The sequence below is a fragment of the Streptomyces sp. 147326 genome (assembly GCF_045000215.1).
Lineage (GTDB): Bacteria > Actinomycetota > Actinomycetes > Streptomycetales > Streptomycetaceae > Streptomyces.
Genome location: NZ_CP134201.1, coordinates 4,440,336 through 4,466,654 on the forward strand (window position 1 = coordinate 4,440,336; position 26,319 = coordinate 4,466,654).

Below are 26,319 nucleotides of genomic sequence, written 5' to 3' on the forward strand. Positions count from 1 at the left end.
CCGGGACTTGGCCGGAAGGGGTCAGACCGCCGCGCCCGGGCGGGCGAGTCCGGGCGACAGGGGCCGGTATTCGCGGCTCGCGACGCCGCACGGACGGCCGGATTCCGCCGGCCGTCCGGCCGGCCGGACGTCGGGGAAGACCGCGGTGACCCGGCTGCCGGCCCGTACCGCCGGGATCTCGGCGCGCAGCCGCGCCGCGGACGTCTTGCGGTCGTGCCAGGGGCAGACGAGCCGGGAGGCGTCCGGCGTCACGCCGGCCAGGTGCAGCGGGCCGCCCCGGTGGGGGCACTCGGCGTTCATCACGAAGCCCCGGCCGTCGACCGTCGCGTACACGTACGAGGTGCCCGCGACGACCACACAGTTCTCCCGTCCGGCGACGGGGAAGCTCACTACAGGCATGTGCGGTAGTCCCCCACCGAGTGGATCTCGTAGACGCACTCCTCGGACAGGATGTCGGCGCCGTGCAGCCGGTTGCGCCGGATGACGACGCCCTCGCCGGCCTCCAGGGTCAGCGAGGAGCCCAGCCCGCTCTCGAAGCGCATGGTGCCCGAGACGATGTGGCAGAGCTCGTCGCCCTCGTGGCAGTGGGTGTTCGACAGCTCGTTGAAGGGCTCGACCAGGTGCGCCACCGGCGCCTCCACCCGTCCCTCCCGGATCGCCTCGTAGACGGGACCGTGCAGCTTCTTGAGCTCCGGCTGGTCGTCCATCCAGGCGATCTGCGCGCAGAAGTCCTGGTCGGCGACCTCCAGGAGCACCCGGTACTCCTCGATGCCGCGGACGATCTCGGGGATGATCCCCTCGCCGTGGGCCTCGATCAGCGGCGCGATGATCTTCTCGCGCGCCATGCGGCCGTGGTGCTGGTCGATGTGGACGTGCTCGGTGAAGTACGTGGTGTCGACGGAGTCGCCGAAGACTCCGTGCAGCAGCCGGTCGGCGCGCTGGCAGAAGTCGACCAGCGAGCTCTCCGTGTAGAACAGAGCGCCCACGTAGCGGAAGAACAGCTCGTGGTTCTTGCCGAGGTAGTGGAAGTAATTGTTCAGCAGCAGGCTGCTGTTGAGGTAGTACTGCCAGTACCGGTGGAGGTCGGCCTGGAGGCCGACGGACTCCAGCGTCCGCTCGAACAGGGTGCTGTGCTTGGTGTCGTGCACGCCGTAGCCGTACTCGTCGATGACGACCTTGAACCACTCGGACTGCACGGGTCCGTAATAGCCGAGCACGTTGCGGATCATCGGCGAGGCCTCGGAGAGGAAGTCGGCGGCGAACTGCACCAGCCACATGCGCGCCGCGCGCTCGGGGTCGCTGGAGCCGGTGATGGCCTGCTCCACCGGCGTCCGCTCCTCGCCGCCGCCCATGTCGAGGGAGTCCAGGTAGCTGTCGAGGCTGGCCTTGGTCCACTTCCCCGAGGTCTCGACCTCGTCGTCGAGGAAGCCGAAGGCGTACCGCTCCAGGGCGGGGCGGACCCGCTCGCCGAGCGCCCGGTTGGCCGGGCTGTAGAACGCGCGGAAGTCCTCCTCCTTGCCCCCCAGCCCGGACTTGGGGAAGAACACCAGGTCGGCCTCGTATATGGAGGTGAGCAGGCGCTGCACGGCCAGGCTGGTGTAGTCGAGGATGTTCTCCCGGCCCGGCACCTTGTCGAAGTCGAGGTACGGGAGCACCTGCGGCCGCAGCTGGCGCCGGTACGGGTTGTCGTGGTTCTGCCAGTCCGTGTTGTCGAGGAAGATCGGATTCGTGGCGTACTGCACGATGGCGTCGCGCAGGGCGGTGCCGCTGAGCTCGAACGGGATGTGCTCGGGTACGTGACTCATTGCGTGCTCCTTGGTCCGGATCGCAAGACGTGCGGCCGCGTGCCTGGTGGGCGGGCCGGGTGGGTCAGATGTGCGCGCTGAGGGAGAAGTCGCTCCAGCGGAGGCGGAGGGGGACCGTCTCACCCGCCTTCACCTGCACCGGCTTCTCCAGGGGGACCCACCCCTGCATCCAGTGCGAGCGGGTGTTCTCTGGGGAGTTGCACAGCGTGGTGCCGTTCCCCATGTCCAGTTCGAACCAGACGACCAGGGCGTGCGCCTCCCCGTCGGCGATCGGGACGAGGTCGGCCGGGCGTTCGCCCGGCTCCAGGTCGTCCTCGGCCAGGTCGAACGCCAGCACCTCCGCGGTGTCGGACAGGAACCGGTGGGGCCAGGTGTTGAGCCGCACCGGCAGGTGCCCGCGGGTGGCCAGTACGTTCATGAGGGAGACGTCGAAACCCTCGGCCGTCGTGACCTGGTTGAGCCGCAGGATGTCCTCGCTGCTGACGAGGCGGCCGTAGAGCCGTCCCGCGGAGGGGAGCATGATCCCGTCGGGTTTCAGCAGGTGCCGGCGCGCGTGCCGGATCGACGGCAGGAGGCCCTCGCCGATGAGAGCGCAGTCGACGATCTCCGAGATCAGCACGTCCACCGGGCCGTCGAGGTCACGGCCGATCTCCAGCAGGTTGGAAGGCTTCCCGATCACCGTGATGACATCGCTGAACCCGTGGGCGTCGACCACCTGACGGGCGACCTCCGCGAGCATCGGGTTCATCTCGCAGGTGATCACGCGGGCCGCTCCGGCCCGCGCCGCGGCCATGGCCAGCAGCCCGCTCCCCGAGCCGATGTCCAGGACGGTCGCCCCGGCCGGTATGCCCCGCTCCAGGGCGCCGACGAGGGCCTCGTTGCGCTCGGTGTCGTTCAGCATCGCGAAGTGCCAGCGGGGCACGGTTCTGCGGGCGATCCGCCCGAAGACCTCGGAGTCGGTGGCCGCGCCTCCGGCCGGCGTCGTGAGCAGCGCGGACGCCTGGTCGGCGATCTCGTTCATCTGCTGCGCCAGCGTCTGCAGCGAGGCCGTGATCAGGCGGTGCTGCGAGCTGGCGGGCGACGGACCCGGACCGCCCGGTCCCGGATCGTGCCCCGTTGTCGCGCCCCCTGCGCCCTGGACCTGCTGCATGTTCGCTCCTCCCGTTGAACCGCCGGATCAACCGTGGTGCACGAGCGGCGGGCAAGATCCCCGCGCCGTCGCAGAGTCGACCGTACGGAAGGCGGGTGGTGCGAAACTCCAGCGATCCTCCAGCCGTACCGGCGGTTCTGCCAGGCATTGACCCCTGAACGGGTAGGGGTTGACCTGCGAACGTGTCAGTGCTGCCGGTTCACTGGAAGCAGGCGGCAGAAACCGGGTCCCCGCGCCGGTTGATTCCGGCGCTACCGGGCGTCGTGGAAGATGACGCCCAGCACGTGGCGCTGACCGCTCGTCACGGAGCTCACCCCGTGCCTCAGGGTCACCCGGCTCCAGCCGCGCACCGAGCGCACCGGACGGTGGCTGACCGTGAAGATCATTCCCTGGCCCTGTACGGGCCTCTTGACGAGCGGGCGGGACTGGGCGCGCGGGCGCTGCTCGACGAAGACGCTCTCTCCGCCGGTGAAGTCCTCGTCCGGCCGGTCGAGCATGATCGCCACCTGGAGCGGGAAGGTCAGGTCGCCGTAGACGTCCTGGTGCAGGCAGTTGTAGCCGCCCCGCTCGTACCGGAGCAGGAGCGGCGTCGGGCGGTGCTGCCCGGCAGCCGCGCACGCCGCGATCAGTCCGTCGAACTCGGGGGCGAACGCCGGCTGCCCCAGGCGCCGCGCCCAGTCGTTGGCGATCCGGGCGAGCGGCGGGTACAGCTGCTCCCGCAGGTTCTGGACGAGCTCGGGCAGCGGGTGGGAGAAGTAGCGGTAGAGGCCCTCGCCGAAGCGGTGCCGCGCCATCGTCACCGTGCTGCGGAACGCGCTGGGATCGTCGAAGAGCTCCCGCAGGTCCGCGCACTGCCCGGCCGTCAGCAGCGGCGGGGTCAACGCCACTCCCTCCTGGTCCAGTTCGGCGGCCAGCGCCCGCCAGTCGACGTTCTCCAGGGCCGGCGCGCCACCCTTCGCGGTGAAGGACGTGGTGGAGGCCGGACCGGGCAGGTCGAAGCCCGGAAGCTGCGGTGGCTCGTAGACGCTCACGTGCTCTGCTTTCTGTGGCGGGGGAGGGTCAGTGCGCGGGCCGTGCGCCGGCCGCTTCAAGGGCGAGCAGATCGCGCTTGGCCTCCGGCCCTCCCGCGTACCCGCTGAGACTGCCCGTGGAGCCGATGATCCGGTGGCAGGGCAGCACCACGCACAGCGGATTCGTGCCCAGCGCCGTGCCGACGGCCCGCGCGGCACGGGGCCGGTCGAGCGCCTGGGCCAGCTGCCCGTAGGTCGCGGTCCGCCCGTACGGGACGAACTCGGCGAGCATCAGATTGGTGCGCCGGCTGAACGGGGTGGCCAGCCGCAGGTCCACTGGTACGGTGAATTCGCGGCGCCCGCCGCTCAGGTAGGCGTCGATCTGCTCCCGGGCCTCGTCCAGCACCTTGAGCCCCGGCGCTCCCGCATCTCCCGGCTCCACCGGGCTCAGTCCCGCCCGGCTCAGCCGCTCCGCCGCCGTCTCCGCCGTGCCGTAGCAGCACAGCACGAGCGCGTCGTCCGTCGCTGCCAGCACGAGCGACCCCACACGCGTGGCATGGAACGCCACTGTGGCGACGCCGGTGGCAGGGCTGGTGGTCCGCATGGCACGACTCCTTCGTTCGTCAGATCCTCGTTCAGCACGCTCGCGTCCCGCTCGGGAAACCCACAAGGCGGCCGACGGTAGAAACACCGTCTCCGTGCGAACAGTTGCGAAACGATGCCCACCACCACGCAAAAAGGCCCCCTGCCCCGCGTTTTCGCAGGTCAGAGGGCCTTTGACGATATGGAGCCATTACTGCCGCAACGCGTGCACCGCGGGGCGGAGGTCGGCCTGGTAGGACTGCGCGTTGCGGCGGGTCTCGGTGACGCTGTCGCCGCCGAACTTCTCCGCCACGGCGTCCGCCAGCACGAGGGCGACCATCGTCTCGGCGACGATGCCGGCCGCCGGGACCGCGCACACGTCGGAGCGCTGGTGGTGGGCCTGGGCCGCCTCGCCCGTGGTGACATCGACCGTCGCCAGGGCGCGCGGCACGGTCGCGATCGGCTTCATCGCGGCTCGTACGCGCAGCAACTCGCCCGTGGTCATCCCGCCCTCGGTGCCGCCGGAGCGGCCGGACGAACGGCGGATGCCGTTCTCGGTCGGCACGATCTCGTCGTGCGCCCTCGAGCCGGGCGTGCGGGCGAGCTCGAAGCCGTCGCCGACCTCGACGCCCTTGATGGCCTGGATGCCCATCAGTGCCCCAGCGAGCCGGGCGTCGAGACGGCGGTCCCAGTGGACGTGGGAACCGAGGCCGACCGGCACTCCGTAGGCGAGAACCTCCACCACGCCGCCCAGGGTGTCGCCGTCCCGGTGGGCCCGGTCGATCTCCGCCACCATCGCCTTCGACGCGTCCGCGTCCAGGCAGCGCACCGGGTCCGCGTCCAGCCTCGCCTCGTCGGCGGGGACCGGAAGGACCCCGTACGGAGCCCTGACGCCGGCGAGCTCGACGACATGAGAGACGATCTCGATGCCCGTCGTCTCCTTGAGGTACGACCGCGCCACCGCTCCCAGCGCCACGCGGGCCGCCGTCTCGCGGGCGCTCGCCCGCTCCAGGACGGGGCGCGCCTCGTCGAGCGCGTACTTCTGCATGCCTGCCAGGTCGGCGTGTCCGGGACGGGGACGGGTCAACGGGGCGTTGCGCGCCAGCTTCGCCAGTTCGGCGGGGTCGACCGGATCGGCGGCCATGACCTGCTCCCACTTCGGCCACTCGGTGTTGCCCACCAGTACGGCGACCGGTGAGCCCATCGTGAGGCCGTGTCGTACGCCCCCGAGGAACGTGACCTCGTCCCGCTCGAACTTCATCCGCGCGCCGCGTCCGTGGCCCAGCCGCCGCCGGGCCAGCTGGTCCGCCACCATCGCCGTTGTGATCGGCACGCCGGCGGGCAGACCCTCCAGGGTCGCCACCAGTGCAGGGCCGTGCGATTCCCCCGCCGTCAGCCAGCGCAACCTGCTCAATGTCCTTCTCCCTCGGTGAGATCGGTGGGGTCGGTGGGGTCGGCGGGGTCGGCGGGGCCGGCGGGGGTAGGGGCGGTGAAGTCGCGTGTTCCGTGCAGCCAGGCGAGCCTGTCGTACAGCTCGTCCACCGTCAGCGCCGCCAGCATCGCGTCGCGTGCCGCAGCCGCCTCGCCCGCCGGGTGGAAGAGCCGCGCGCCCAGCTCGCGTGCCACCAGCTGGGTCCTCGCCGTACGACCCCGCCGCACCGCGTTGTACTCCGCCAGGCGCTGGGGGACTTCCCGCCCGTCGCAGTCGAGCAGTTCACCGAGCACCGCGGCGTCCTCCAGGGTCATGGACACGCCTTGGATCGCGTACGGCAGCATCGGGTGCGCGGCGTTGCCGAGCAGCGCGACCCGGCCATCGGTCCAGCGGGCGACGGGGTCGCGGTCGCAGAGCACCCAGGTCCGCCACTGCTCGCCCAGCTCCAGCAGCTCGCGGACCGAGCCGGCCAGCTCCGGGAACTCGCCCAGCACCTGCGACTTCTCGAGCGGCAGTCCGACGGCGGCCTCCGGCGCGCCGTGGTCGTGGGTGGCGGCCAGGTTCAGGTACGCCGCGCCGTCGGCCGTGCGGTGGACGAAGTGGACGACGTGCCAGCCCGGGCCCGCCCAGGCCGTCACGCCGGCGGGTGACAGCTCGGCCGGGAGGCGCCCCTGCGCGATGCCGGCGAGGGGGACGACCGAGTGGTAGATGGTGTGGCCGGAGACCTTGGGGTCACCGTCGCCCACGAGCCGGCGGCGGACGGCGGAGCGGATGCCGTCGGCGGCGATCAGTGCGGAGCCGGTGAAGCGGCCGCCCGTGGTGGTGACCGCGGTGACCCGGTCCGGGGTCTGCTCGTACCAGGCGACCGGCTCGGCGGTGAGCAGCTCGATGCCGGTGGCCGCGCGGCACGCGTCCAGCAGTGCCGAGTGGAGCTCGCCGCGGTGCAGTACCGCGTACGGGTTGCCGAAACGCTGCTGGTAGCGGCCGGTCAGGGGCATGCCGGCGATCCGTTCACCGGTCGTGGCGTCCATGAGGCGCAACTCTTCGGTGAAGACGGCTTGCCGGCGCACCGCTCGGACGACCCGCTCCACCCCGATCCGGTCGAGTGCGTGGAACGCGTTCGGTGACAGCTGCGTGCCCGCGCCGGGCTCGGCGATCTCGGCCCGTCGCTCCAGTACGGTCACGCGATGCCCCCTGGCGGCAACGCTCAGCGCCGTCGCCAGGCCCCCGATGCCCGCGCCGACGACCACTATGCGATCGGCGTCCCTCACGTCAGAACCTCCTCGGGGAAGAGCCGGGTCAGCTCGGCGTGGAATCCGGGGAACGTCTTGCCCACACACGCCGGATCGTCGAGGGTGAGGCGGCCCGGAGCGCGCAGCCCCAGTACCGAGAACGCCATCGCGATCCGGTGGTCCCGGTGGCAGGCGATCCTCGCCGGCCGGACCGCCCCCGTCCCCGCTCCGGTTCCCGCTCCCGCTCCCGCTCCCGGGTACACCGTCAGCCAGTCGCGGCCCGTCTGCGTCATCACCCCGCACGCGGCCAGGTTCCCGGCGACGGCGGCGATACGGTCCGACTCCTTCAGCCGGGCGTGCCCGATACCGCGGATGGTGATGGGCGAGTCGGCGAGCGGGGCGATCGCGGCCAGCGTCATGAACGTGTCCGAGATCGTGCCCATGTCGACCTCGAAGCCGCCGCGCAGGGGGCCCGTTCCGGTGACCGTCGTCGAGTCCGCGCGGATCTCCACCCGGGCGCCGGCCCTGCGCAGCGTCTCGACGAAGCCGAGGTCCCCCTGAAGGCTGTCGCGGCCGAGACCCGGCACGGTGACCGTACGTCCGGTGACGGCCGCGGCCGCGAAGAAGTACGAGGCCGTGGAGGCGTCCGGCTCGATCACCAGGTCGGTGGCCGTGTAGCCCCCGCCCGCGGTCGCGATGACGCCGGGCGCGTCTTCGTCGACACGCGCGCCGAAGCGGCGCATCAGCGCGATGGTCATGTCGATGTACGGCCGGCTGACCAGGTCCCGTACGGTCACGGTCAGCGGGTCGGACAGGAGGGGCGCCGCCATCAGCAGGCCGCTCAGGAACTGGCTGCTCAGCCGGCCGTCCACGTCCAGTGCGCCGCCGCGCAGGCCATCGGCGTCCACCCGCAGCGGCAGCCCGCCGGCCCCCTCGGTACTCACCTTCGCCCCGAGGGCGCTCAGCGCGTCGGCCAGCGGACGCAGGGGGCGGGCCCGCAGCTGTTCGGATCCGTCGAAGACGTAGGCGCCCCGGCCCGTGGCGGCGAACGGGGGCAGGAAACGGGCCGCCGTCCCGGCGTCGGCGCACCAGACGCGGGCTCCGGCCGTCGGGCCACGCCCCGCTCCGGTGATCTCCCAGGACGTTCCGTACTCCGACACCCGCACGCCCAGGGCCGTCAGCGCGTCCCGGAAGGCCACCGTGTCGTCGCTGACCAGCGGGGCCCGGAGCGTGCTGGTGCCGGGCGCCGCCGCGGCCAGCAGCAGGGCACGGTTCGTGATGCTCTTGGATCCCGGGATCCGGGCCGTGAGCGGGATGGCGCTCATCGGGCCTCTCCCCGCGCCGCCCCGGCCGCCCTGGCCACGCTCGCCCGGACCGCCGCCGCCACTCGCTGCCCGGTCAGGCCGTGCTGCTCGTACAGGGTGCGGAAGGGCGCGGACGCCCCGAACCGGTCGATGCCGACGGCCTCTCCGGCGTCGCCGGTCAGGGCGTGCCAGCCGAGGGTGGAGCCCGCCTCCACCGAGACCCTGGCGCGCACCTGCGGCGGAAGTACGGCATCGCGGTACTCCTGGCTCTGCTCGGCGAACCACTCCAGGCAGGGCAGCGAAACGACCCGGGTCGGCGTCCCGTCCTGTTCCAGGATGCGGCGGGCCTCCAGCGCGATGTGCACCTCGCTGCCGGTGGCCAGCACGATCGCCGCGGGCTCGCCGCCCGCCGCCTCGGCGAGCACGTAGCCGCCGCGGGCGACCGCGCCGGGGCCCGGGTCGGGGAGTACCGGGACGTTCTGCCGCGTCAGACAGAGCCCTGCGGGCCGGTCGCCGCGGGCCAGGATCGCCTGCCAGGCCGCGGCGGTCTCGTTGGCGTCGGCGGGACGGACCACGTCGAGGCCGGGGATGCCGCGCAACGACCACAGGTGCTCGATGGGCTGGTGGGTCGGCCCGTCCTCGCCGAGGCCGATGGAGTCGTGGGTCCAGACGAAGGTGACGGGCAGTTCCATCATCGCGGCCAGCCGCACGGCGGGCCGCATGTAGTCGGAGAAGACCAGGAAGGTGCCGCCGTAGGGGCGGGTGCCGCCGTGCAGCGCGATGCCGTTGAGAACGGCGCCCATGCCGTGCTCGCGGATGCCGAAGTGGAGCGTGCGGCCGTAGCGGTGGCCGGGGAACGCGTCGGTCGCGAACTCCTCGGGCACGAAGGACGGTTCGCCCCTCATCGTGGTGTTGTTGGACTCCGCGAGGTCGGCCGAGCCGCCCCACAGTTCGGGGAGTACACCCGCCAGTGCGGACAGCACCTCGCCGGACGCCTTGCGGGTCGCCATTTCGCCGCCCGGCGGGAAGCCGGGCACCGCGTCCGCCCACCCCTCGGGCAGCCGGCGGGTACCGATACGGTCGAAGAGCGCGGCGTGCTCGGGCAGTTCGCCGCGCCAGTCCTCGTACCGCTTGTCCCACGCCCGGCGGGCCGCCCGGCCGCGCTCGGCGACCAGGCGGGTGTGCGCGAGCACGTCGGCGGGCACCTGGAAGGAGGCGTCCGGGTCGATTCCCATCGCCGCCTTGGCGGCCGCCGCCTCCTGCGGGCCCAGCGCGGAGCCGTGGATCTTTCCGGTGTTCTGCTTGGTGGGGGCGGGCCATCCGATGACGGTGCGCAGCGCCACGATCGACGGGCGACCGGTCTCCTCGCGGGCGGCGCTCAGGGCGGCGTGCAGGGCCGGCACGTCCTCCTCGTACGCCCCGTGCTCCTCGTACGCGCCGCGCCCGGTCCAGTCCACGCGCTGGACGTGCCAGCCGTACGCCGCGTACCGCGCGAGGACGTCCTCGGAGACCGCGATGGACGTGTCGTCCTCGATCGAGATCCGGTTGTCGTCGTACAGCACGACGAGGTTGCCCAGCCGCTGGTGGCCCGCGAGCGAGCTGACCTCGTGGCTGATGCCCTCCTCCAGGTCGCCGTCGGACGCGAACACCCAGACGGTGTGGTCGAAGACGGAGGTGCCCGGCGCGGCATCGGGATCGAAGAGCCCGCGCTCGCGGCGGGCGGCCATCGCCATGCCGACGGCATTGCCGAGCCCCTGGCCGAGCGGGCCCGTGGTGGTCTCGACACCCGGGGTGTGCCCGTACTCGGGGTGGGCCGGGGTGAGACTGCCCTCGGTGCGCAGCGCCTTGAGGTCGTCGAGCTCCAGGCCGTAGCCGGAGAGGTAGAGCTGGGTGTAGAGGGTCAGGCTGGAGTGACCGCAGGACAGCACGAAGCGGTCACGCCCTGCCCAGCGGGGGTCGGCGGGATCGTGCCGCAGCAGGCGCTGGAAGAGCAGGTACGCCGCGGGGGCCAGGCTCATGGCGGTGCCGGGGTGGCCGTGGCCCGCACGCTCGACCGCATCGACCGCGAGGGCGCGCGCGATGTCCACGGAGCGCCGGTCGAGATCGGTCCACTCGAAGGGAGGGGTGCTGGTGTGCGACTGGGTGGGGTTCACCGGCCGGTCAGGGCTCCTTCGTAGGTGAGGGGCAGGGGTCGGACCGGCAGGCGCGCAGGGCGTGCCGGCCCGGGGCCGGAGCCGGGGACCGCGATCAGGAAGGCTGCCGGTCGCACGAGCGCACCACCCCTGTCAGCAGGTCGCCGACGATCCGTACGCCGTCCTCGGTGAGCACCGACTCGGCGTGGAACTGCATCGACGCGAAGCCACGGCCGCGCAGCGCGTGCACCTCGCCGGTGTCCGCGTCCCGGCTGACCTCGACGACGCCCAGGTCCGGGTGGCTGAACTTGTCCTCGTCGCACCGGACGGCGAACGTGTTGTAGAAGCCGACCCGTTCGCGCGTGCCGAACAGGTCGATCTCCTTCGCCACGCCCTGGTTGGGCACGTCCCGGGGGGCCGGATCGAGGCCGAGCAGCGTGGACAGGACCTGATGGCTGAGGCAGACGGCCAGGAAGGGCCGCCGCTCGTCGAGGAGCTGCGAGAGCGCAGCCCGGAGATGGGCGATCTTGGGGTTCCCGCTGTCACGCGGATCGCCGGGCCCCGGTCCCATGACGACCAGGTCGTGGCGGTCGAAGTCGTACGGCTCGTCGAAACGGCTGACGGTGACGCGCAGTCCCATGGCGGTCAGCTGGTGGCCGATCATCGAGGTGAAGGTGTCCTCGGCGTCGACGATCAGCACGCTGCGTCCGGCGAGTTCGGCCACCGTGTCGGACCGCTCCCCGGACTCCCGCATCCAGAAGCCGGCGATGGCGTCGTTGCGCCGCTCCAGCGCCTCGCGGACCTGGGCGTGCCCGGCGAACCGGCCCGGGCCGCCCGCCTCCAGCGCGGACAGCAGCCCCGCCGCCTTCGCCCGGGTCTCGGCGACCTCGCTCACCGGGTCGGAGTGGCGTACCAGGGTCGCGCCCACGCCGATGCTCAGCCGGCCGGCGTCGCTGATGTCGGTGGTGCGGATGAGGATGGCGGAGTCCATGGTGCGGCTGCCGCCCTCGTCCCGGCCGATCAGCGCCATGACGCCGCTGTAGTAGCCGCGGCCCTCCGGCTCGTACCGGTTGATCACCTTGCAGGCGCTCTCCAGCGGGCTGCCGGTGACGGTGGGAGCGAACATCGTCTCGCGCAGGATGTCCCGTACGTCGCGGGAGGTCCTGCCCTCGATGAAGTACTCCGTGTGCGCGAGACGGGCCATCTCCTTGAGGTAGGGGCCGACGACCCGCCCGCCCTTCTCGCAGATCCGGGCCATCATCTTGAGCTCTTCGTCCACGACCATGTAGAGCTCGTCGGCCTCCTTGCGGTCCGCCAGGAAGGCCATCACGCCCGGCAGGTCGGGTCCGGCGGCGGGGTAGCGGTACGTACCGCTGATGGGGTTCATCACGGCCGTGCCGCCGTGCAGGCTGACGTGCCGCTCCGGGCTGGCACCGACGAAGGTGCGGCCTCCCACGCGGACGAGGAAGGTCCAGTACGCGCCCGACTCGCGCTCCAGCAGGCGGCGGAAGAACGACAGGGCGCTGCGCGGTGTGTAGTCACCGATGTCCGCGACGAACGAACGCTTGATGACGAAGTTCGCGCCCTCGCCGGTGCCGATCTCACGCTCGATGACGTCCCGCACGATGGCGGCGTAGCGGTCGTCGTCCACGTCGAAACGGCCGCCGGACAGGGTGATCGGCTCGTCGGGCAGCCGCCGCAGGGCATCGGCGAGCGGCGAGGTGCTCTGCTCGGCGACGGTCATGGTGATCAGCGGTTCGCCGTCGTCGGTACTGGCGAAGCCCCGTTCGGAGATCTGACGGTACGGGATCACGGCGAGCACTTCGTGACGCCCGGCGGCGCCTTCGGCGGGCGGCGCGTCGGCAAGGGGGATGTCGGCGAGCGTCTCCACCGCGCAGACCTCGCCCACCAGGACTTCGAGCACGTCCCGGCCGGTGGTCTCGGGCCGGTGGAGCAGGGCGTACGCCGCGGGCGGCGATGCGAGCACCCGGTCCAGCAAGTCCTCGGTCATCGGCCGCCGTCCTTGGTCGAGTCGGCCGATGTGAGGCCGGTGAGCACCGACTTGGCGGTGGTGACCACCGCGCAGCGCTGCGCCGCGTAGTCGAGCGCCAGGTGGTGGTACTCCTGCGAGAAGTCGGCGACCGCGTCCGCGACCAGGAACGGCTGGATGTCGTTGGTGAAGGCCTCGACCGCCGACATCAGGACGCCCACGTGGGCGTACACGCCGCAGAGGATCAGCTGGTCACGGCCGTGCGTGCGCATCCGCTCCAGCAGGTCCGACTTGAAGAAGGCGCTGTAGCGCCATTTGGTGAACACCCAGTCGTCCGGAGCGGGTTCGAGCTCGTCGACCACCTTGCGGTCCTCGGCGGACACCTTCATGCCCGGGCCCCAGAAGTCCTTGAGCAGACCGCGCTCCTGGTCGGTCATGCCGCCGGGCTGGGCGGTGTAGGCAACCGGAACACCGAGCGCGGAGCACTGCTCGCGCAGCAGCGCGGCGTTGCGCACCAGCTCGCTGCCGGGGGACTGGTCCTGCGGGAACGGCCGCAGGAAATAGCGCTGCATGTCGTGGACGAGCAGCACCGCCCGGTCCGGGTCGACGGTCCACTGTGCGGTGTTGGCCGGAAGGTCGCCCTCGGAGGGCATCGGGTAGGGGTCGATGGGCGGAATTCCCCCCATGGCTGTCCTTTCGCTCGGTGTGTGCTGGATGGCTGCGGACGTACGGAACGGCTGTCCGGGGTACGAGGCGCCGGCCCCGGTCAGCCGAGCCAGGCCGAGGCCACCGCCATCGCCTGGCCCGGGTTCAGACGCGGGTCGCAGAAGCTCGTGTACTTGTCGCCGAGCCGATGCATCCGCTCCACGTCGGTGACGCACTCGGTCACCTCGTCGGGCGTGGTCTCCAGGTGGATGCCGCCGGCGACGCCGCCCGCCGCGCTGACCGCGCGCTGGAACTCGACGACCTCCCGTACGACGGTCTTCACCAGCCGCGTCTTGAGTCCTTCGGGCCCGCTGACGGTGTTGCCGTGCATGGGGTCGGTCAGCCAGACGACGGGGTGGCCGGCCGCGCGGACCGCCTCGACCAAGGGGGGCAGGCGCTCGCCCACCAGGTCGGCGCCCATGCGGGCGATCAGGGTGAGACGGCCGGGCGTACGCTCCGGGTCGAGCTTCTCGCACAGCGCCAGCAGCTCGCCCGGCGTCATCGTCGGGCCGACCTTGCAGGCCACCGGGTTGGCGACGGCGGCGAGCAGCGCGACGTGCGCGCCGTCCACCTGGCGGGTGCGCTCGCCGATCCACGGCCAGTGGGTGGAGGTGAGCAGCAGCCGGCCGTCGGACTGCATGCGGGTCATCGGCAGTTCGTAGTCCAGCAGCAGTGCCTCGTGGCTGGTCCACACCGGGGTCTCGGGCCGGGTGCGCCGGTCCTCGCGGCCCCAGCCGAGGAATTCGAGGACGCTGCGGGACGAGTCGTATCCCGTCAGCATCCGGGTCGGGTCCGGCCTGCGCAGCTCGGGGTCGGGCTCGGGGGCGTTGACCATGTGGCCGCGGTAGACGGGGAGTTCCACACCGCCGACGGTCTCGGTGGGGTTGGACCTCGGCTTGCCGTACTGCCCGCCCATCCGGCCGACCCGCAGGACCGGCTTGTGCGAGGTCATCTTCATGACCCCGGCCAGCACCTCCAGCAGGCCCGCCTTGCGGGCGACATCGCTCTGGTTGCTCTCGGCCCAGTCCTCGGCGCAGTCGCCGGACTGGATGATCTGGACCTGGCCGGCGGCGGCCTCGGCGAGACGCGCGCGGAGCGCGTCGGTGTCGGCGGCGTCGACGAGCGGAGGTGCGGAAGCGAGTTCTTCCCTTACCCGTACGAGTTCCGCGTGACCTTCCCAGTCCGGCTGCTGAACCGCGGGCAACGAGCGGAGGAATGCGTGGACATTGTTCACCTGATACCTCCCGGGGTGGATTGATGCCATGAACGCCCACCGACTCTTACGGACTCGTGGGACGGACCAGAAGCCTCACCGGCGGACTCCGTCAAATGCCGCCGCATTCTCGTCCCGACTTGACGGAGTGCTGCTTTCGGCGTTGCGGAACGCGGGCGTCCCGAAGAGAGTCCAGCGGTGCGGCGGCCCCCGGGACGTGCCGTGGATCAGTCCCCAGATGTGTCCAGATATGTGGAGGTCAGTCATGTCCGAGACCGCGCGACCGCAGGCGTTCGCCGACGATGCGGAACTCCGGCGCAACAACCGGGCGATCGTCGAGCAGTACATGAACACCCGTGGTCAGGACCGCCTCGAGCGCCACCTGCTGTTCACCGAGGACGGCAGCGGTGGGCTGTGGACCACCGACACCGGCGAACCGATCGTCATCCGCGGCCGCGACACGCTCGCGGAGCACGCGGTGTGGTCGCTGAAGTGCTTCCCCGACTGGGTCTGGACGAACATCGAGATCTACGAGACCCAGGACCCGAACCGTTTCTGGGTGGAGTGCGACGGCGAAGGAAAGATTCTCTTCCCCGGCTACCCCGAGGGCTACTACAAGAACCACTTCATCCACGCCTTCGAGTTCGAGAACGGGAAGATCAAGCAGGAGCGGGAGTTCATGAACCCCAATCAGCAGCTGCGCGCACTCGGCATTCCCGTGCCGTCGGTGAAGCGCGAGGGAATTCCGACCTGATATGAAGGCCGACATCGCCTGGTGGGATCTGGGGGAATCCCCGGAGACGATCGAGTCCCTGCGTGAGCATCTGCGGGACGGTGGCGTGGACCCCTGGTCGGACGTGCCCGGGCTGCGCCTGAAGTTCTGGATGGCCGACGCGGACAACAACCGCTGGGGAGCCGTCATGGTGTGGGAGACCGGACCGCCCGCAGACCGGCCGCTGCCGCCCAATCGCGCGGCCGAGCTGATCGGCTTCCCGCCCACGCACCGGACGCGGTTCGACATCGAGGCCACCGTCGAGGGCATCCACTCCCTTCCGGTGCTGCACCGCCTCGGTCCGGCCCTCACACAGTGACGCCGGCTCGGCAGACCCGTCGCACGACCTCTTCAGGAGAACCCATGCACGACTACATGGTTGTGGACGCCTTCGCCCACAGGCCGCTCGAAGGCAATCCGGTGGCCGTCTTCTTCGACACCGCCGACCTCACGGGCGAGCGGATGCAGCAGATGGCCCGCGAGATGAACCTCTCCGAATGCACCTTCGTCCTCCCGGCGGAGCAGGGCGGCGACGCGCGCATCCGGATCTTCACGCCGGTCAACGAGCTGCCGTTCGCCGGTCATCCCATGCTCGGCACGGCGGTCGCGCTGGGCCTGACCATGAAGCGGGACCGGCTGCGCCTCGAGACCGCCATGGGCGTCATTCCCTTCGAGCTGACCCACGAGGAAGAAGCCACCGCCGTACGGATGCGACAGCCCGTGCCCACCTGGGAGCCGTACGAGCACGGCGCGGAGCTGCTGGCGGCGCTCGGCGTCGACGAGACCGTCACCCCGGTCGTCGCCTACCGCAACGGCCCCCGCCACGTCTTCGTCGGCCTGGAGAGTGTCGAGGCGCTCTCCGCACTGCACCCGGACCACCGCGCTCTGTCCGCATTCCCGGACATGGCCGCCAACTGCTTCGCCGGGGCGGGTACGCAGTGGCGCACCCGGATGTTCTCGCCGGCGTACGGCGTGGTCGAGGACGCGGCGACCGGTTCGGCCGCGGGCCCGCTCGCGATCCACCTGGCCCGGCACGGGCTCGCCGCGTACGGCCGGGAACTGGAGATTCTCCAGGGGGTCGAGATGGGCCGCCCCTCACTGATGCGCGCCGTCGCGGAGGGCGAGGGCGACACCGTCACCTCGGCGCACGTCGGCGGCCATGGCGCAGTCGTCGCCCGCGGCACCATCTACGTCTAGAGAGGCTCCAGTGAGCACGACCACCAGCACCCCCGGCAGCAGCAGGTTCGAGTCCCTCAGTGGCGAGACCGACCTCGACTTCCCCGAGTACGACAACCCGGCGGCCGACCCGATCGAGCTGCTGCGGACCTGGCTCGCCCAGGCCGTCCAGCGCGGCGTCCGCGAGCCGCGGGCCCTCGCGCTGGCCACCTCCGACGCCCGCGGCCGCGCCTCCACCCGCATCATCGCGATCACCGCCGTGACCGACCGCGGCCTGGTCTTCATGAGCCATACCAGCAGCCAGAAGGGCCGCGAGATATCCGAGACCGGCTGGGCCTCGGGCCTGCTCTACTGGCGCGAGACCGCCCAGCAGATCAGCGTCTCCGGCGCGGTCGAGCAGCTCGGCGACGCCGAGTCCGACGCGCTCTGGTACGGGCGCCCGGTTCCCATGCACGCGATGTCGACGGCCGCCCACCAGAGTGAGCCGCTGGACGACGTGGCGGCGCTGCGGGCCACGGCCACCCGTCTCGAGGCGGCCGGTACGCCGCTGCCGCGGCCGGAGCGCTTCGTCGGCTACCTGCTGGTTCCCTCGGCCATCGAGTTCTGGGCGGCGAGCTCCGACCGGCTGCACCGCAGGCTCCGCTACGACCGTCTCGACGCTCAGAGCTGGAGCACGAGCCGGCTGCAGCCGTGAGGGAGGCAGGGCAGATGCATGTGGTCGTCATCGGGGGCGGGATAGGTGGTCTCACCACCGCTCTGGCCCTCCACGAAGCGGGCATCCGCGCGACGGTACTGGAGCGGACCCGCGAGATCCGGCCGCTCGGTGTGGGGATCAACCTCCAGCCGCACGCGGTCCGCGAGCTGACGGAACTGGGATTCGCCGACGAGCTCGCCGCCATCGGCGTGCCCACCGCGGACATGGTCTGGGTCGACCGGTCCGGCAACCGCCTGCACCACGAGGAGCGCGGCACCGCCCGCGGGTACCGCTGGCCGCAGTACGCGGTGCACCGCGGTGAGCTGCAGATGATGCTCCTCGCCGCCGTGCGCGAGCGGCTCGGCCGGGATGCGGTCCGTACCGGAACGGTCTTCGAGGACGTACGCCGGCACCCGGGCGGGGTACGGGTCCGCGCCCTCGGCCGGGAGACCGGCGAGGTGGTGGACGTCACCGGGGACCTGCTCGTCGGTGCGGACGGGCTGCACTCGGCGGTACGCGCCCGGCTCCACCCGGACGAAGGACCCCTGCGCTGGTCGGGGACCATGATGTGGCGCGGGGTCACCGAGACCGACGCGTTCCTGACCGGCCGCACCATGATCCACGCCGACGCCGGCCGGGGCGCCCGGCTGATCGCCTACCCGATCCGCCCCGGTGCGGTGGAGCGGGGACGCTCGCTGACCAACTGGGTCTGCATGGTCTCGGTCGCCGAGCCCCAGCCCCTCGACGGGGCCGCGGGCTGGAACCGGGCCGGCCGGATCGAGGACGTACTGCCCCACTTCAGCGACTGGGACCTCGACTGGCTCGATGTGCCCGGGATGCTGGCCGGCGGCGGGGAGCTCCTCGAGTACCCGATGGTCGACCGTGACCCGCTGCCGAGCTGGGGTGAAGGCCGGGTGACGCTCCTCGGTGACGCCGCCCACCCGATGTATCCGGTCGGTGCGAACGGTGCCTCGCAGGCCGTCGTCGACGCGCGCGTCCTCGCGTACGAACTCGCGACGCGCGAGGATCCGGTCGTCGCGCTGCGTGCGTACGAGGACAAGCGCCGGGCCGCCACCAGCGCCATCGTGCTCGCGAACCGGCAGATGGACCGGTCGAAGCCCAAGAGCCCCAGGTCCGCGGACGGCTCGAGTGGCGTGCCGGCCCAGGGGATCTACACCAAGATCGCCAACACGTACCGGAACTCCACCGGGGACGACGTGGCCGAACTCAACGCGCGTGCCTCGCTGCACCCGCCGATCCGGAAGGGAACACCGGCATGACATCCGAGCCCAAGCCCACGGACGTGACCTCCACGTACTACGCCGCATGGAAGATCAAGGACTTCGACACCCTGCGCTCCGTGCTCGCCGAGACCGTGGATTTCGTCGGCCCGTACGGCAGTGCGACCAGCGCCGACGAATTCCGGGCGAAGATCGAGGTGGCCTCGGAGATCAACACCGACATCGTGGTCAAGAAGGTCTTCAGCAACGGACCCGACGTGCTCACGTGGTTCGAGATGCACACCAGCGTCGCCGAGCCGGTCCAGGTGGCCACCTGGAGCCATGTGGTGGACGGCAAGATCGCCCGCCAGCGGGTGGCCTTCGACCCGCGCCCGATCACCGGCTAGCACTCCGGCCGGACGGCTTCCTCCAGCCGGCGGTCCCGTGTGACGGGACAATCACCGGGCCGTGCAAGGTAGTGGCCCCTGCACCTCGTCCCTGACACCCCTGTGCGGTCAGGCTTTTGAGGACAGCTCAAGAGAGTTGACGGGACAGTGCACGGAGGGGGGGTTCTGTGAGCGTTCACGCTGACGGAATCATGTCTGTACGGGAACTGCGGCGCGGAGCGTTGGCTTTCGGATCCGAACGGGAACAGGTGCTCCAGGACCTGAGCACGGCCCTGTTCGCCTCGCTCCCCCGCAGGGACCAGCGGCGCAAGGGCGAGCAGTATCTGCGCGGCTTGCTGGCCGCGCAGGGCCGCAGGTCCATCAGGAACGTCGCGGTCTGCCTCGGCGACCCGACGCTGGAGCAGAGCCTGCACCACTTCATCTGCAACTCCACCTGGGACTGGATGCAGGTGCGCGAGGCGCTCGCCGACTGGCTCGGCCAGGCGATCGGGCCACTGGCCTGGGTGGTGCGGCAGATGTCGATACCGAAGTCCGGGCGGCACTCGGTGGGCGTGGGCCACGGCCTCGACCTCCACCGCGACCAGCCCTTCCACGGGCAGCAGGCGTTCGGCGTGTGGGCCGCATCCGAGCAGGCCAGTTCACCGGTGAACTGGCGGCTGTTGCTGGAGGAGGCACAGGGGGAGACGCAGGAGGAGTGCGCCGCCGCCGCGGCCCTGAACTTCGCCCGCCTCCACGACGCGTCCCGTCGGCCCGTTGTGCTCGACACGCCCACCGGCGACCCGGAGGCCACGCTCCGGCGCTTCAGCGAAGCCGGAGTGCCGGTGCTCGTGCGCACCCAGGGCACCGCACGGCTCACGGTCCGGGAAACGGCCCTGCCCGGATACGGCCAGGGTGCGCACCCGGCCCAGCGGATCGTCGAATCGGTCAAGCGACTGCGCAGGCCCGCCCGATGGCTCGACGCGACGGCGCCCTCCGGCGTACGGCACGCACCGGCCGTGAAGGTGCGCGTGGGGCTGCCCGGCAGGGAGGAGGGCCCGGCGCGCGGGCTCGCACTGCTCGGGGAGTGGGACGACCCCCGGCGTCCCGCCACCCGGCTGTGGGTCACCAACATGGCCGAGGTGCCCGCGTCGGCGCTGCTGCGTCTGACGAAGCTCACCGACCGGGTGGGGCAGGACCTGTCGGGCTTCGGGGACCGGGCCGGGCTGCGCGACTTCGAGGGGAGGTCCCTGCGGGGCTGGCACTGCCACATCACGCTGGCCTCCGCCGCGCACGCCGTGGAGGTACTGACGGCGAGCCGCCGCGGCAGCGCGCGCTACTTCCCCGGGATCCCGGCCTGAGCGTGCGACTCGCGCTGGCGCCGCAGGATGTCCCGGGCCCGCAGAAGCCGCAGCGCGAGCTGCACCTCGACCGCGCGGCCGGGCTTCTGCCAGCCGGGGCCGAGGAGTTCGGTGATGCGCTTCAGCCGGCGCGCGACCGTGTTGGGGTGGACGTGCAGCTCCTTGGCCGCGCCGGTCGGGCTGTTGCCTGAGGCGAAGTAGGCCTCGACGGTCCGGACGAGGCCGGTCGCGCCCCCGGCGTCGTGGTCGAGCACGGGGCCGATGGCCGAGGCGACGAATCCGTCGACATCGTGGTCGTTGGAGAGCAGCAGCCCGAGGAATCCGAGATCGCTCATCGACGCGGCGCTGCCCGCACCGTCCAGGGCGATCAGGGCGTCGAGGCAGCGCAGTGACTCCTGGTACACCTTGGCGACCGAGGCGAGCCCGCCGGCGGGGCCGGAGGCGCCGACCGTGACGGGCCGCCCCAGCAGCGGCGACAGTTCCTCGGAAACGGCCCTGGCGGCGGCCGAGGCGTCCGAGCCCGGCAGCAGCAGCACGATGCAGCCCCCTTGGACCGTCTTGAGCCCGGAGTGGCGATAGGCGTAGGAAGAGGCCCAGACGACCGCCCTGCCGTGCTCGCCGCCCTCGGGGCGGGCCAGTACGACGACGTAGGAGCCCTCCGCATCGATGCCCAACTGCGATGCACGGCGCATCAGTTGGCGCTGGGCCCGCAGAGGGGAGACGAGCAGGTCGTCGAAGAGCTCGTCACGGACCGGACCCGCGGCCACAGCGGCACTGCGCTGGACCACCAGCAGCAGCCCGACGGCCTGCCCGACGAAGCCGAAGAACCGCTCGGCCTCGGGGCCCGGCGGCTGCGTGACCTTGAGCAGTACGACTCCGAGGTACTCGGCCCCGGCGGTGACAGGGGTCGCCCACAGGTTCTCGGCGAGCTCGCCGGGGCCGCGGAAGGCACGCGCCTCCAGCCCTGCCCGGCCGGTCAGCGCCTCCTTGAAGAGGCCCTCGGTCTCACCGGGAGCCTCGGCGTCCGATCCGGTGGACGCCAGGACCTGCCCTTGCGGGTCGCCCACCGCGAGCGTCCCGCCCAGCGCGTCGGCCGCCGTTTTCGCGAGGTCGTACAGATCGCCGCCGTCGAGCACCTGAGCGATCAGCCGGGACTGGACCTCGTCGAGGTACGCCATCCGCGCGATGGTGCCCCGTGCCTCGAAGCCCGCCGACTCCAGTTCGGCGATCTCGGTCCGCGTACGGTCGAGGAGCCTGGCCTTCTCCAGCGCGACCGACGCGAAGTCGGCCAGGGAGCGCATCACGCTGATCTCGTCGGGGGTGAAATGGCGTACGACCCGGTCCGCGCCGTACAACGCACCGATGGGTACGTCCCCCTGGAAGATCGGTACCGCCATGATGGCGTGCAGACCCTCGGCGCGTACGACCTCGTCGACCCCCTCCCCGTGCGGTATCCGGTCGTCGTTGAGGTAGTCCGCAGTCCAGAAGGGCGCACCCTTGTCCTGCGCCATCTCGCCGAGACCGTGGCGCTCCTCCACCACGAGCCCGACGTTGAGCGCGGTCGTGTCACCGTCCGAGCTGTGGATGTACGAGCCGCCCACGGACCTGCGCAGACTGATGTAGGCCATGTCGAAGCCGAGCAGTCTGCGGGCCCTGCTGGTGATGACCTTCAGCAGGGTGTCGGGGTCGTACCGCGTGGTCATGTCGTGGACCGTGTCCACCAGGGCGGCCATGACCACCTCCCGCTGCCGGCGCTGGTTGGCGGAGGCGTGGATGCCCATCGCCAACTGGGTCGCCCGCTCCAGCTCGGCGAGCTGCTCCGGTGGCAGGTTCTGCCGTCGGCCGCGCTGCAGCAAGTCCTGGAAGTGACCCGGTGGTGACTCCTGTGCGAGCAGTTCCAGCACTGCCAGCGCCGGGGCGTCGGCCACCGCCTCGTCCTTAGCCATGATGCTTCCCCCGTGCTCTCGGCTCGCCACCATCGTCGAACGTACGTTTCTCCCTAAGGCGGGTCAAGTTGCTGACCTGCGGATTTGCCGCGGCGAGTGTGGCCTCGGCATCACTTTCACAGTGGCGCGTGTTGTCCCGCCACCTTCCGTGCCCCGACCGGCTCGGGTAACGATTCGAGGAGGGCGTCGGCGGTGAGCGGCGCCCATCAGTGTGCAACGGGGGCACGATGACCGAGATCAAGAACATCAAAAGCTACGTGCGGTCACTGGAGCGGAGCCGAGCGGCGCTTTCGCACAAGGACCGACCACGGACCTTTCCCATGGCGGGCCGCGAGTGGGACCTGCTGGACGGCGTGTTCGCACCGACGTTCTCGGCATCGACAGGGGCGGCCATGGAGCTGCTCGGCCTCATCGGGCCGGCCGAGAGGCCCTGGCGCGGCTCGTTCCTGGAGATCGGATGCGGCACCGGCATCATCGCCGTGTCCGCCGCGCTGGCCGGCTGCGATCGCGCGACCGCCGCCGACATCAGTGAAGCGGCCGTACGGAACACCGCGCTGAACGCGGCGCGGCACGGGGTGGCGGACCGCCTGAAGACGGTGCACAGCGACCTGTTCGACGGACTCGGGGCAGGTCAGGCCGCGGGTGAGCGGTTCGACACCGTCTACTGGCACTCCAATTTCGTACTGGCTCCGCCCACCTACCGCTACGAGACGGTCCACGAGCGCGCCTATGTGGACCCCGGGTACCGGGCTCACCGCCGCTTCCTCGCCGAAGCCCCTTCGTACGTGGCCGACGGAGGCGCGGTCCTGCTGCACTTCAGCGACCGCGGAGACATCGCGGCGCTGCACACGATCGCCGAGGAGTGCGGACGGGAGCTGCGGGTGCTGCGGACCCGCCTCGTCCGTGAGGACGAGGAGACCGTCGAGCACATTCTCTTCGAAATCACCGTCCGCTGAATCACTCGAGAACCCGTGATGGCGAAAGAACCCGTGCGAACTCTTCTGATAGACAACTACGACTCTTTCACTTTCAACCTCTTCCACTACCTCGCCGAGGTGAGTGGGTCCGAGCCGGTGGTGATGCGCAACGACGATCCCACGTGGGACGCGTCCCGGCTCGCGGAATTCGACAATGTGGTGCTGTCCCCCGGACCCGGCAACCCGGCCCGCGCCGCCGACTTCGGAATCTGCCGGGAAATCATCGACAGCACGGACATACCCCTGCTCGGCGTCTGTCTCGGACATCAGGGAGTTGCGCTTCTGCACGGCGGGACGGTCGCCCGGGCCCCGGAGCCACGGCACGGCCGCATCTCGCCCGTACTGCACCAGGGCACCGGTCTGTTCCATGACATCCCTTCTCCCTTCGAGGTGGTGCGCTACCACTCCCTGGCGGTGACGGACCTGCCCGACGAGCTGGAAGCCACCGCGTGGACACCGGACGGCGTGCTGATGGGCCTGCGGCACCGGCACAAACCCGTCTGGGGACTCCAGTTCCACCCCGAGTCGGTCCTCACGCAGTACGGACATGAACTCCTCGCCAATTTCACCGAGCTGAGCCGTCGGTGGCACGCGGAACGGGGCTCGGGAACGTCTCGGACGCCGAGGCCCGCCGTCGCGACGAAGCCGCCCGTCGTCCGCGCCCCGTCGCCCGCGGACGACGAGGTGCGGCAGCTGCGCGTCCTGGTGGAGAAGACGCCGACCGGCTGGGCGGACGAGGCCGCCTTCCACCGGCTGTTCGGGGCGAGTGAGAACGCGTTCTGGCTGGACAGCAGCAAGACCGATGCCGACGCGGGCCGGTTCTCCCTCATGGGTGACGCGGCGGGCCCGCTCGCGCGGGTGGCCAAGGCCGATGTGTGGAGCCACACCGTGACCGTGCGCTCGGCCACCGGCTCCCAGATCATCACGGGCGGCTTCCTCGACTGGCTCGACCGCGACCTGAAGGCCATGCGCACCGAACTGCCCGTCGTTCCCTTCGACTTCACCCTGGGCTGGGTCGGCTACCTCGGCTACGAACTGAAGGCGCAGTGCGGCGCCGGCGCGGCCCATCAGGCGCAGGACGCCGACGCCACCATGGTGTTCGCCGACCGCGCGGTGGTCCTGGACCACGCCACGGGCACCACCTACCTGCTGGCGCTGGCCGAAGACGGCGACGAGGCGCCGGCCCGCGCCTGGCTCCGCAGCGCCGCACGGACGCTGAAGTCGATCGCGGGCGAGCCCGCCGCGGAACCGCCGGCCGCACCCGCTCCACGCGCTCCGGCCGCCGCCATCCGGCTGCGGCACGACCGCGACGCGTACCTGCGGCTGATCGACGCCTGCCAGGAGGAGATCTCCGCGGGCGAGACGTACGAGATCTGCCTCACCAACCTCGTCGAGGCCGAACTGGACCTGGACCCCTGGGACGCGTACCGCGTGCTGCGCCGCTTCAGCCCGGCTCCATATGCCGCTCTGCTGCGCTTCGGGCAGCTGTCCGTGCTCAGCACCTCACCCGAACGCTTCCTGCGCGTCACCGCTGACGGCATCGCCTCGTCCAAGCCGATCAAGGGCACCCGGCCGCGCGGCATGACGCCACAGCAGGACGCGGCGATCGTCGCGGGCCTGCGCTCGGACGAGAAGGACCGGGCGGAGAACCTGATGATCGTCGACCTGGTGCGCAACGACCTCGGCCGCCATGCCGAGCTGGGGTCGGTCGAGGTCACCGGCCTGTTCGACGTCGAGACGTACGCCACCGTGCACCAGTTGGTGAGCACGGTGCGGGCCAGGCTGCGCCCGGACCGCAGCGCCGTGGACTGCGTGCGGTCCGCGTTCCCCGCGGGTTCGATGACGGGCGCCCCGAAGCTCCGCACCATGCAGATCATCGACCGCCTGGAGGCCGGACCGCGCGGGGTGTACTCCGGTGCCATCGGCTACTTCTCGCTGTCCGGCTCCGCGGACCTGAGCGTCGCGATCCGTACGACGGTGATCACCCCGGGCCGGGTCCGCTACGGAGTCGGCGGGGCGATCGTCTCGCTGTCGGACGCGGAGGCGGAATTCGAGGAGACGGCGGTCAAGTCGGCTCCGCTGCTGATGCTCACCGGAGCCGGATTCCCCGGCCGCCGCGAGACGTCGGAGCGCAGCCGGAGCGGCGGGGCGGCGCGCGGCCAGTGACCGGCGCCGCCCGCGGCCGGCGAGCGGGCCCTTGAGCGGGCCCTCGGGCGGCGCCGGTCAGTGAGCGGAGCGTCGGCCGCCCCGGCCGGTGCGGGCGCCCTGCCGCAGCAGCTCGGCGGGGCCCAGCTCCTGGTAGCGGCCGACGAGCTCACCGAGCAGCCGCTGCGACCGCGCGTCGTCGGGCGTGTAGATCCACATTTTGGTGTCAGGGGCGGAGGCCATCGCGAAGCCGGTCGCGATCACGCTGATCTCGTCCCCGTCGACGGTCCAGAACGACTTGCGCCGGGTGACGGACGAGGCGACCTCGTGCCTGGCCCAGATCTCGGCGAAACGCCCGTTCGCCTCGGAGAACTGCCGGATGAACCCGGTCCAGTGCGGGTCGCCCAGGCGGCGGCCGGACTCGGCCCGCAACTGGGCGACCATGAAGGAGACTTCGCGCTCCCACTCGACGAGCGGCTGCAGGTGCTCCTCGGCGGTGAACAGATGCCACAGCACGTTGCGGTCCGCCGCCGGCAGCAGCGCGAGACCCGGATCGAGCGCCGCGTACGCGTCGTTGAAGGCGAGCACGTCGTAGCGGGCGGTCACGATGCTCGCCGGAAGCGGGATCAGGGCATCGAGGATGGTCTGGTGCTCCGGCGGCTGGGGCTGCCTCGCCGACACGTCGAGGGGCACGCTGGGGATGTCCGCGAGCCGGTAGAGATGGTCCCGCTCGGTCCGGTCGAGCCGCAGCGTCCGGGCGATCGCGTCGAGCACCTGGACGCTGGGGTTGATGCGGCGCCCCTGCTCCAGCCACGTGTACCAGGCGACTCCGATGCCGGAGAGCTGGGCGACCTCCTCGCGGCGCAGCCCGGGCGTACGCCGCCTGGTGCCGCGCGAAATGCCCGCGTCCTCCGGGGTGGTGCGCTCCCGGCGCAGCCTGAGGAAGGCGCCCAGTTCGGAGCGCCGCTGGGCCTCGCTGCCTGCGGAAGCGCTGGTGGGACCGTTCGCGGCGTCCATGTCGTCGGGCATCACCACCCCAGTGTGCGGGACTGCGGCACGGCGCAGCCAGATACCCCCGGTACCGGGATGA

General features: G+C 71.4%; 23 protein-coding genes. 9 read left to right on the forward strand and 14 right to left on the reverse strand.

All coding sequences use genetic code 11. The features are described 5' to 3' along the window. Window positions 1-21: 21 nt before the first annotated feature. The 12 genes from RIU97_RS20085 to RIU97_RS20140 all read right to left on the reverse strand — a co-directional run bounded on the left by RIU97_RS20085 (window position 22) and on the right by RIU97_RS20140 (window position 14,576). The gene (locus RIU97_RS20085; protein ID WP_404958683.1) at window positions 22-399 is read right to left on the reverse strand and encodes a Rieske 2Fe-2S domain-containing protein; all 378 of its coding nucleotides are present in this window, start codon (window positions 397-399) and stop codon (window positions 22-24) included. Continuing rightward, on the reverse strand, window positions 390-1,805 hold the full coding sequence (locus RIU97_RS20090) for an iron-containing redox enzyme family protein (RefSeq protein ID WP_404958685.1): 1,416 nt from the start codon (window positions 1,803-1,805) through the stop codon (window positions 390-392). The genes RIU97_RS20085 and RIU97_RS20090 overlap by 10 nt, the downstream gene beginning before the upstream one ends. Before the next feature lie 64 nt (window positions 1,806-1,869). Continuing rightward, window positions 1,870-2,955, reverse strand: coding sequence for a 50S ribosomal protein L11 methyltransferase (locus RIU97_RS20095; protein ID WP_404958687.1), 1,086 nt, complete (start codon window positions 2,953-2,955; stop codon window positions 1,870-1,872). Between the two features lie 251 nt (window positions 2,956-3,206). Beyond that, window positions 3,207-3,986 carry a 2OG-Fe(II) oxygenase gene (locus RIU97_RS20100; protein ID WP_404958689.1) on the reverse strand — a complete coding sequence of 260 codons (780 nt, stop codon included), beginning with the start codon at window positions 3,984-3,986 and terminating at the stop codon, window positions 3,207-3,209. Between the two features lie 28 nt (window positions 3,987-4,014). Next, window positions 4,015-4,569, reverse strand: a complete 555-nt coding sequence (locus tag RIU97_RS20105; RefSeq protein WP_404958691.1) for a methylated-DNA--[protein]-cysteine S-methyltransferase — start codon at window positions 4,567-4,569, stop codon at window positions 4,015-4,017. Between the two features lie 189 nt (window positions 4,570-4,758). Beyond that, window positions 4,759-5,961 (reverse strand): chorismate synthase, encoded by a 1,203-nt coding sequence (aroC, locus tag RIU97_RS20110; protein WP_404958693.1) that lies wholly within the window; start codon window positions 5,959-5,961, stop codon window positions 4,759-4,761. Next, on the reverse strand, window positions 5,958-7,250 hold the full coding sequence (locus RIU97_RS20115; RefSeq protein ID WP_404958695.1) for an FAD-dependent oxidoreductase: 1,293 nt from the start codon (window positions 7,248-7,250) through the stop codon (window positions 5,958-5,960). The genes aroC and RIU97_RS20115 overlap by 4 nt, the downstream gene beginning before the upstream one ends. Then, window positions 7,247-8,536, reverse strand: a complete 1,290-nt coding sequence (gene aroA, locus RIU97_RS20120; RefSeq protein WP_404958697.1) for a 3-phosphoshikimate 1-carboxyvinyltransferase — start codon at window positions 8,534-8,536, stop codon at window positions 7,247-7,249. The genes RIU97_RS20115 and aroA overlap by 4 nt, the downstream gene beginning before the upstream one ends. Beyond that, window positions 8,533-10,668 (reverse strand): transketolase, encoded by a 2,136-nt coding sequence (tkt, locus tag RIU97_RS20125; protein ID WP_404958700.1) that lies wholly within the window; start codon window positions 10,666-10,668, stop codon window positions 8,533-8,535. The genes aroA and tkt overlap by 4 nt, the downstream gene beginning before the upstream one ends. Before the next feature lie 94 nt (window positions 10,669-10,762). Continuing rightward, window positions 10,763-12,658 (reverse strand): anthranilate synthase family protein, encoded by a 1,896-nt coding sequence (locus RIU97_RS20130; protein ID WP_404958702.1) that lies wholly within the window; start codon window positions 12,656-12,658, stop codon window positions 10,763-10,765. Further along, a complete protein-coding gene (locus RIU97_RS20135; RefSeq protein WP_404958704.1) occupies window positions 12,655-13,323 on the reverse strand; it encodes an isochorismatase family protein in 669 nt (222 codons plus the stop codon). The genes RIU97_RS20130 and RIU97_RS20135 overlap by 4 nt, the downstream gene beginning before the upstream one ends. A gap of 80 nt (window positions 13,324-13,403) precedes the next feature. After that, on the reverse strand, window positions 13,404-14,576 hold the full coding sequence (locus RIU97_RS20140) for a 3-deoxy-7-phosphoheptulonate synthase (protein WP_404958706.1): 1,173 nt from the start codon (window positions 14,574-14,576) through the stop codon (window positions 13,404-13,406). A 244-nt stretch (window positions 14,577-14,820) separates the two neighbouring features. On the opposite strand from RIU97_RS20140, the gene RIU97_RS20145 reads away from it, so the two are divergent. The 7 genes from RIU97_RS20145 (at window position 14,821) to RIU97_RS20175 (ending at window position 20,161) form a co-directional block, all read left to right on the forward strand. Beyond that, window positions 14,821-15,309, forward strand: a complete 489-nt coding sequence (locus tag RIU97_RS20145; protein ID WP_404958708.1) for a PhzA/PhzB family protein — start codon at window positions 14,821-14,823, stop codon at window positions 15,307-15,309. Between the two features lies 1 nt (window position 15,310). Further along, the gene (locus RIU97_RS20150) at window positions 15,311-15,646 is read left to right on the forward strand and encodes a hypothetical protein (protein ID WP_404958710.1); all 336 of its coding nucleotides are present in this window, start codon (window positions 15,311-15,313) and stop codon (window positions 15,644-15,646) included. A gap of 44 nt (window positions 15,647-15,690) precedes the next feature. Beyond that, complete coding sequence (locus RIU97_RS20155) at window positions 15,691-16,524, forward strand: PhzF family phenazine biosynthesis protein (RefSeq protein ID WP_404958712.1); 834 nt, start codon at window positions 15,691-15,693, stop codon at window positions 16,522-16,524. A gap of 10 nt (window positions 16,525-16,534) precedes the next feature. Continuing rightward, a complete protein-coding gene (phzG, locus tag RIU97_RS20160) occupies window positions 16,535-17,197 on the forward strand; it encodes a phenazine biosynthesis FMN-dependent oxidase PhzG (RefSeq protein ID WP_404958714.1) in 663 nt (220 codons plus the stop codon). A gap of 14 nt (window positions 17,198-17,211) precedes the next feature. Continuing rightward, the gene (locus RIU97_RS20165; protein WP_404958716.1) at window positions 17,212-18,477 is read left to right on the forward strand and encodes a flavin-dependent oxidoreductase; all 1,266 of its coding nucleotides are present in this window, start codon (window positions 17,212-17,214) and stop codon (window positions 18,475-18,477) included. Next, on the forward strand, window positions 18,474-18,824 hold the full coding sequence (locus RIU97_RS20170) for a nuclear transport factor 2 family protein (protein ID WP_404958718.1): 351 nt from the start codon (window positions 18,474-18,476) through the stop codon (window positions 18,822-18,824). Before RIU97_RS20165 ends, RIU97_RS20170 begins: the two co-directional genes overlap by 4 nt. A gap of 191 nt (window positions 18,825-19,015) precedes the next feature. Beyond that, window positions 19,016-20,161, forward strand: a complete 1,146-nt coding sequence (locus RIU97_RS20175) for an IS701 family transposase (RefSeq protein ID WP_404958720.1) — start codon at window positions 19,016-19,018, stop codon at window positions 20,159-20,161. Here the strand turns inward: RIU97_RS20175 and RIU97_RS20180 are convergent. Beyond that, on the reverse strand, window positions 20,137-22,107 hold the full coding sequence (locus tag RIU97_RS20180; protein ID WP_404958722.1) for a helix-turn-helix domain-containing protein: 1,971 nt from the start codon (window positions 22,105-22,107) through the stop codon (window positions 20,137-20,139). The two genes, RIU97_RS20175 and RIU97_RS20180, sit on opposite strands and share 25 nt — an antisense overlap. A gap of 320 nt (window positions 22,108-22,427) precedes the next feature. Here RIU97_RS20180 and RIU97_RS20185 point away from each other — a divergent pair, with 320 nt between their 5' ends. Beyond that, on the forward strand, window positions 22,428-23,063 hold the full coding sequence (locus RIU97_RS20185; RefSeq protein ID WP_404958724.1) for a 50S ribosomal protein L11 methyltransferase: 636 nt from the start codon (window positions 22,428-22,430) through the stop codon (window positions 23,061-23,063). 33 nt (window positions 23,064-23,096) lie between these two features. After that, complete coding sequence (pabB, locus tag RIU97_RS20190) at window positions 23,097-25,250, forward strand: aminodeoxychorismate synthase component I (RefSeq protein WP_404958726.1); 2,154 nt, start codon at window positions 23,097-23,099, stop codon at window positions 25,248-25,250. A 57-nt stretch (window positions 25,251-25,307) separates the two neighbouring features. On the opposite strand, the gene RIU97_RS20195 is transcribed toward pabB, so the two are convergent. Further along, entirely contained in the window at window positions 25,308-26,258 is a 951-nt protein-coding gene (locus RIU97_RS20195; protein WP_404962884.1) for a helix-turn-helix transcriptional regulator, read from the reverse strand. Between the last annotated feature and the right edge of the window lie 61 nt (window positions 26,259-26,319).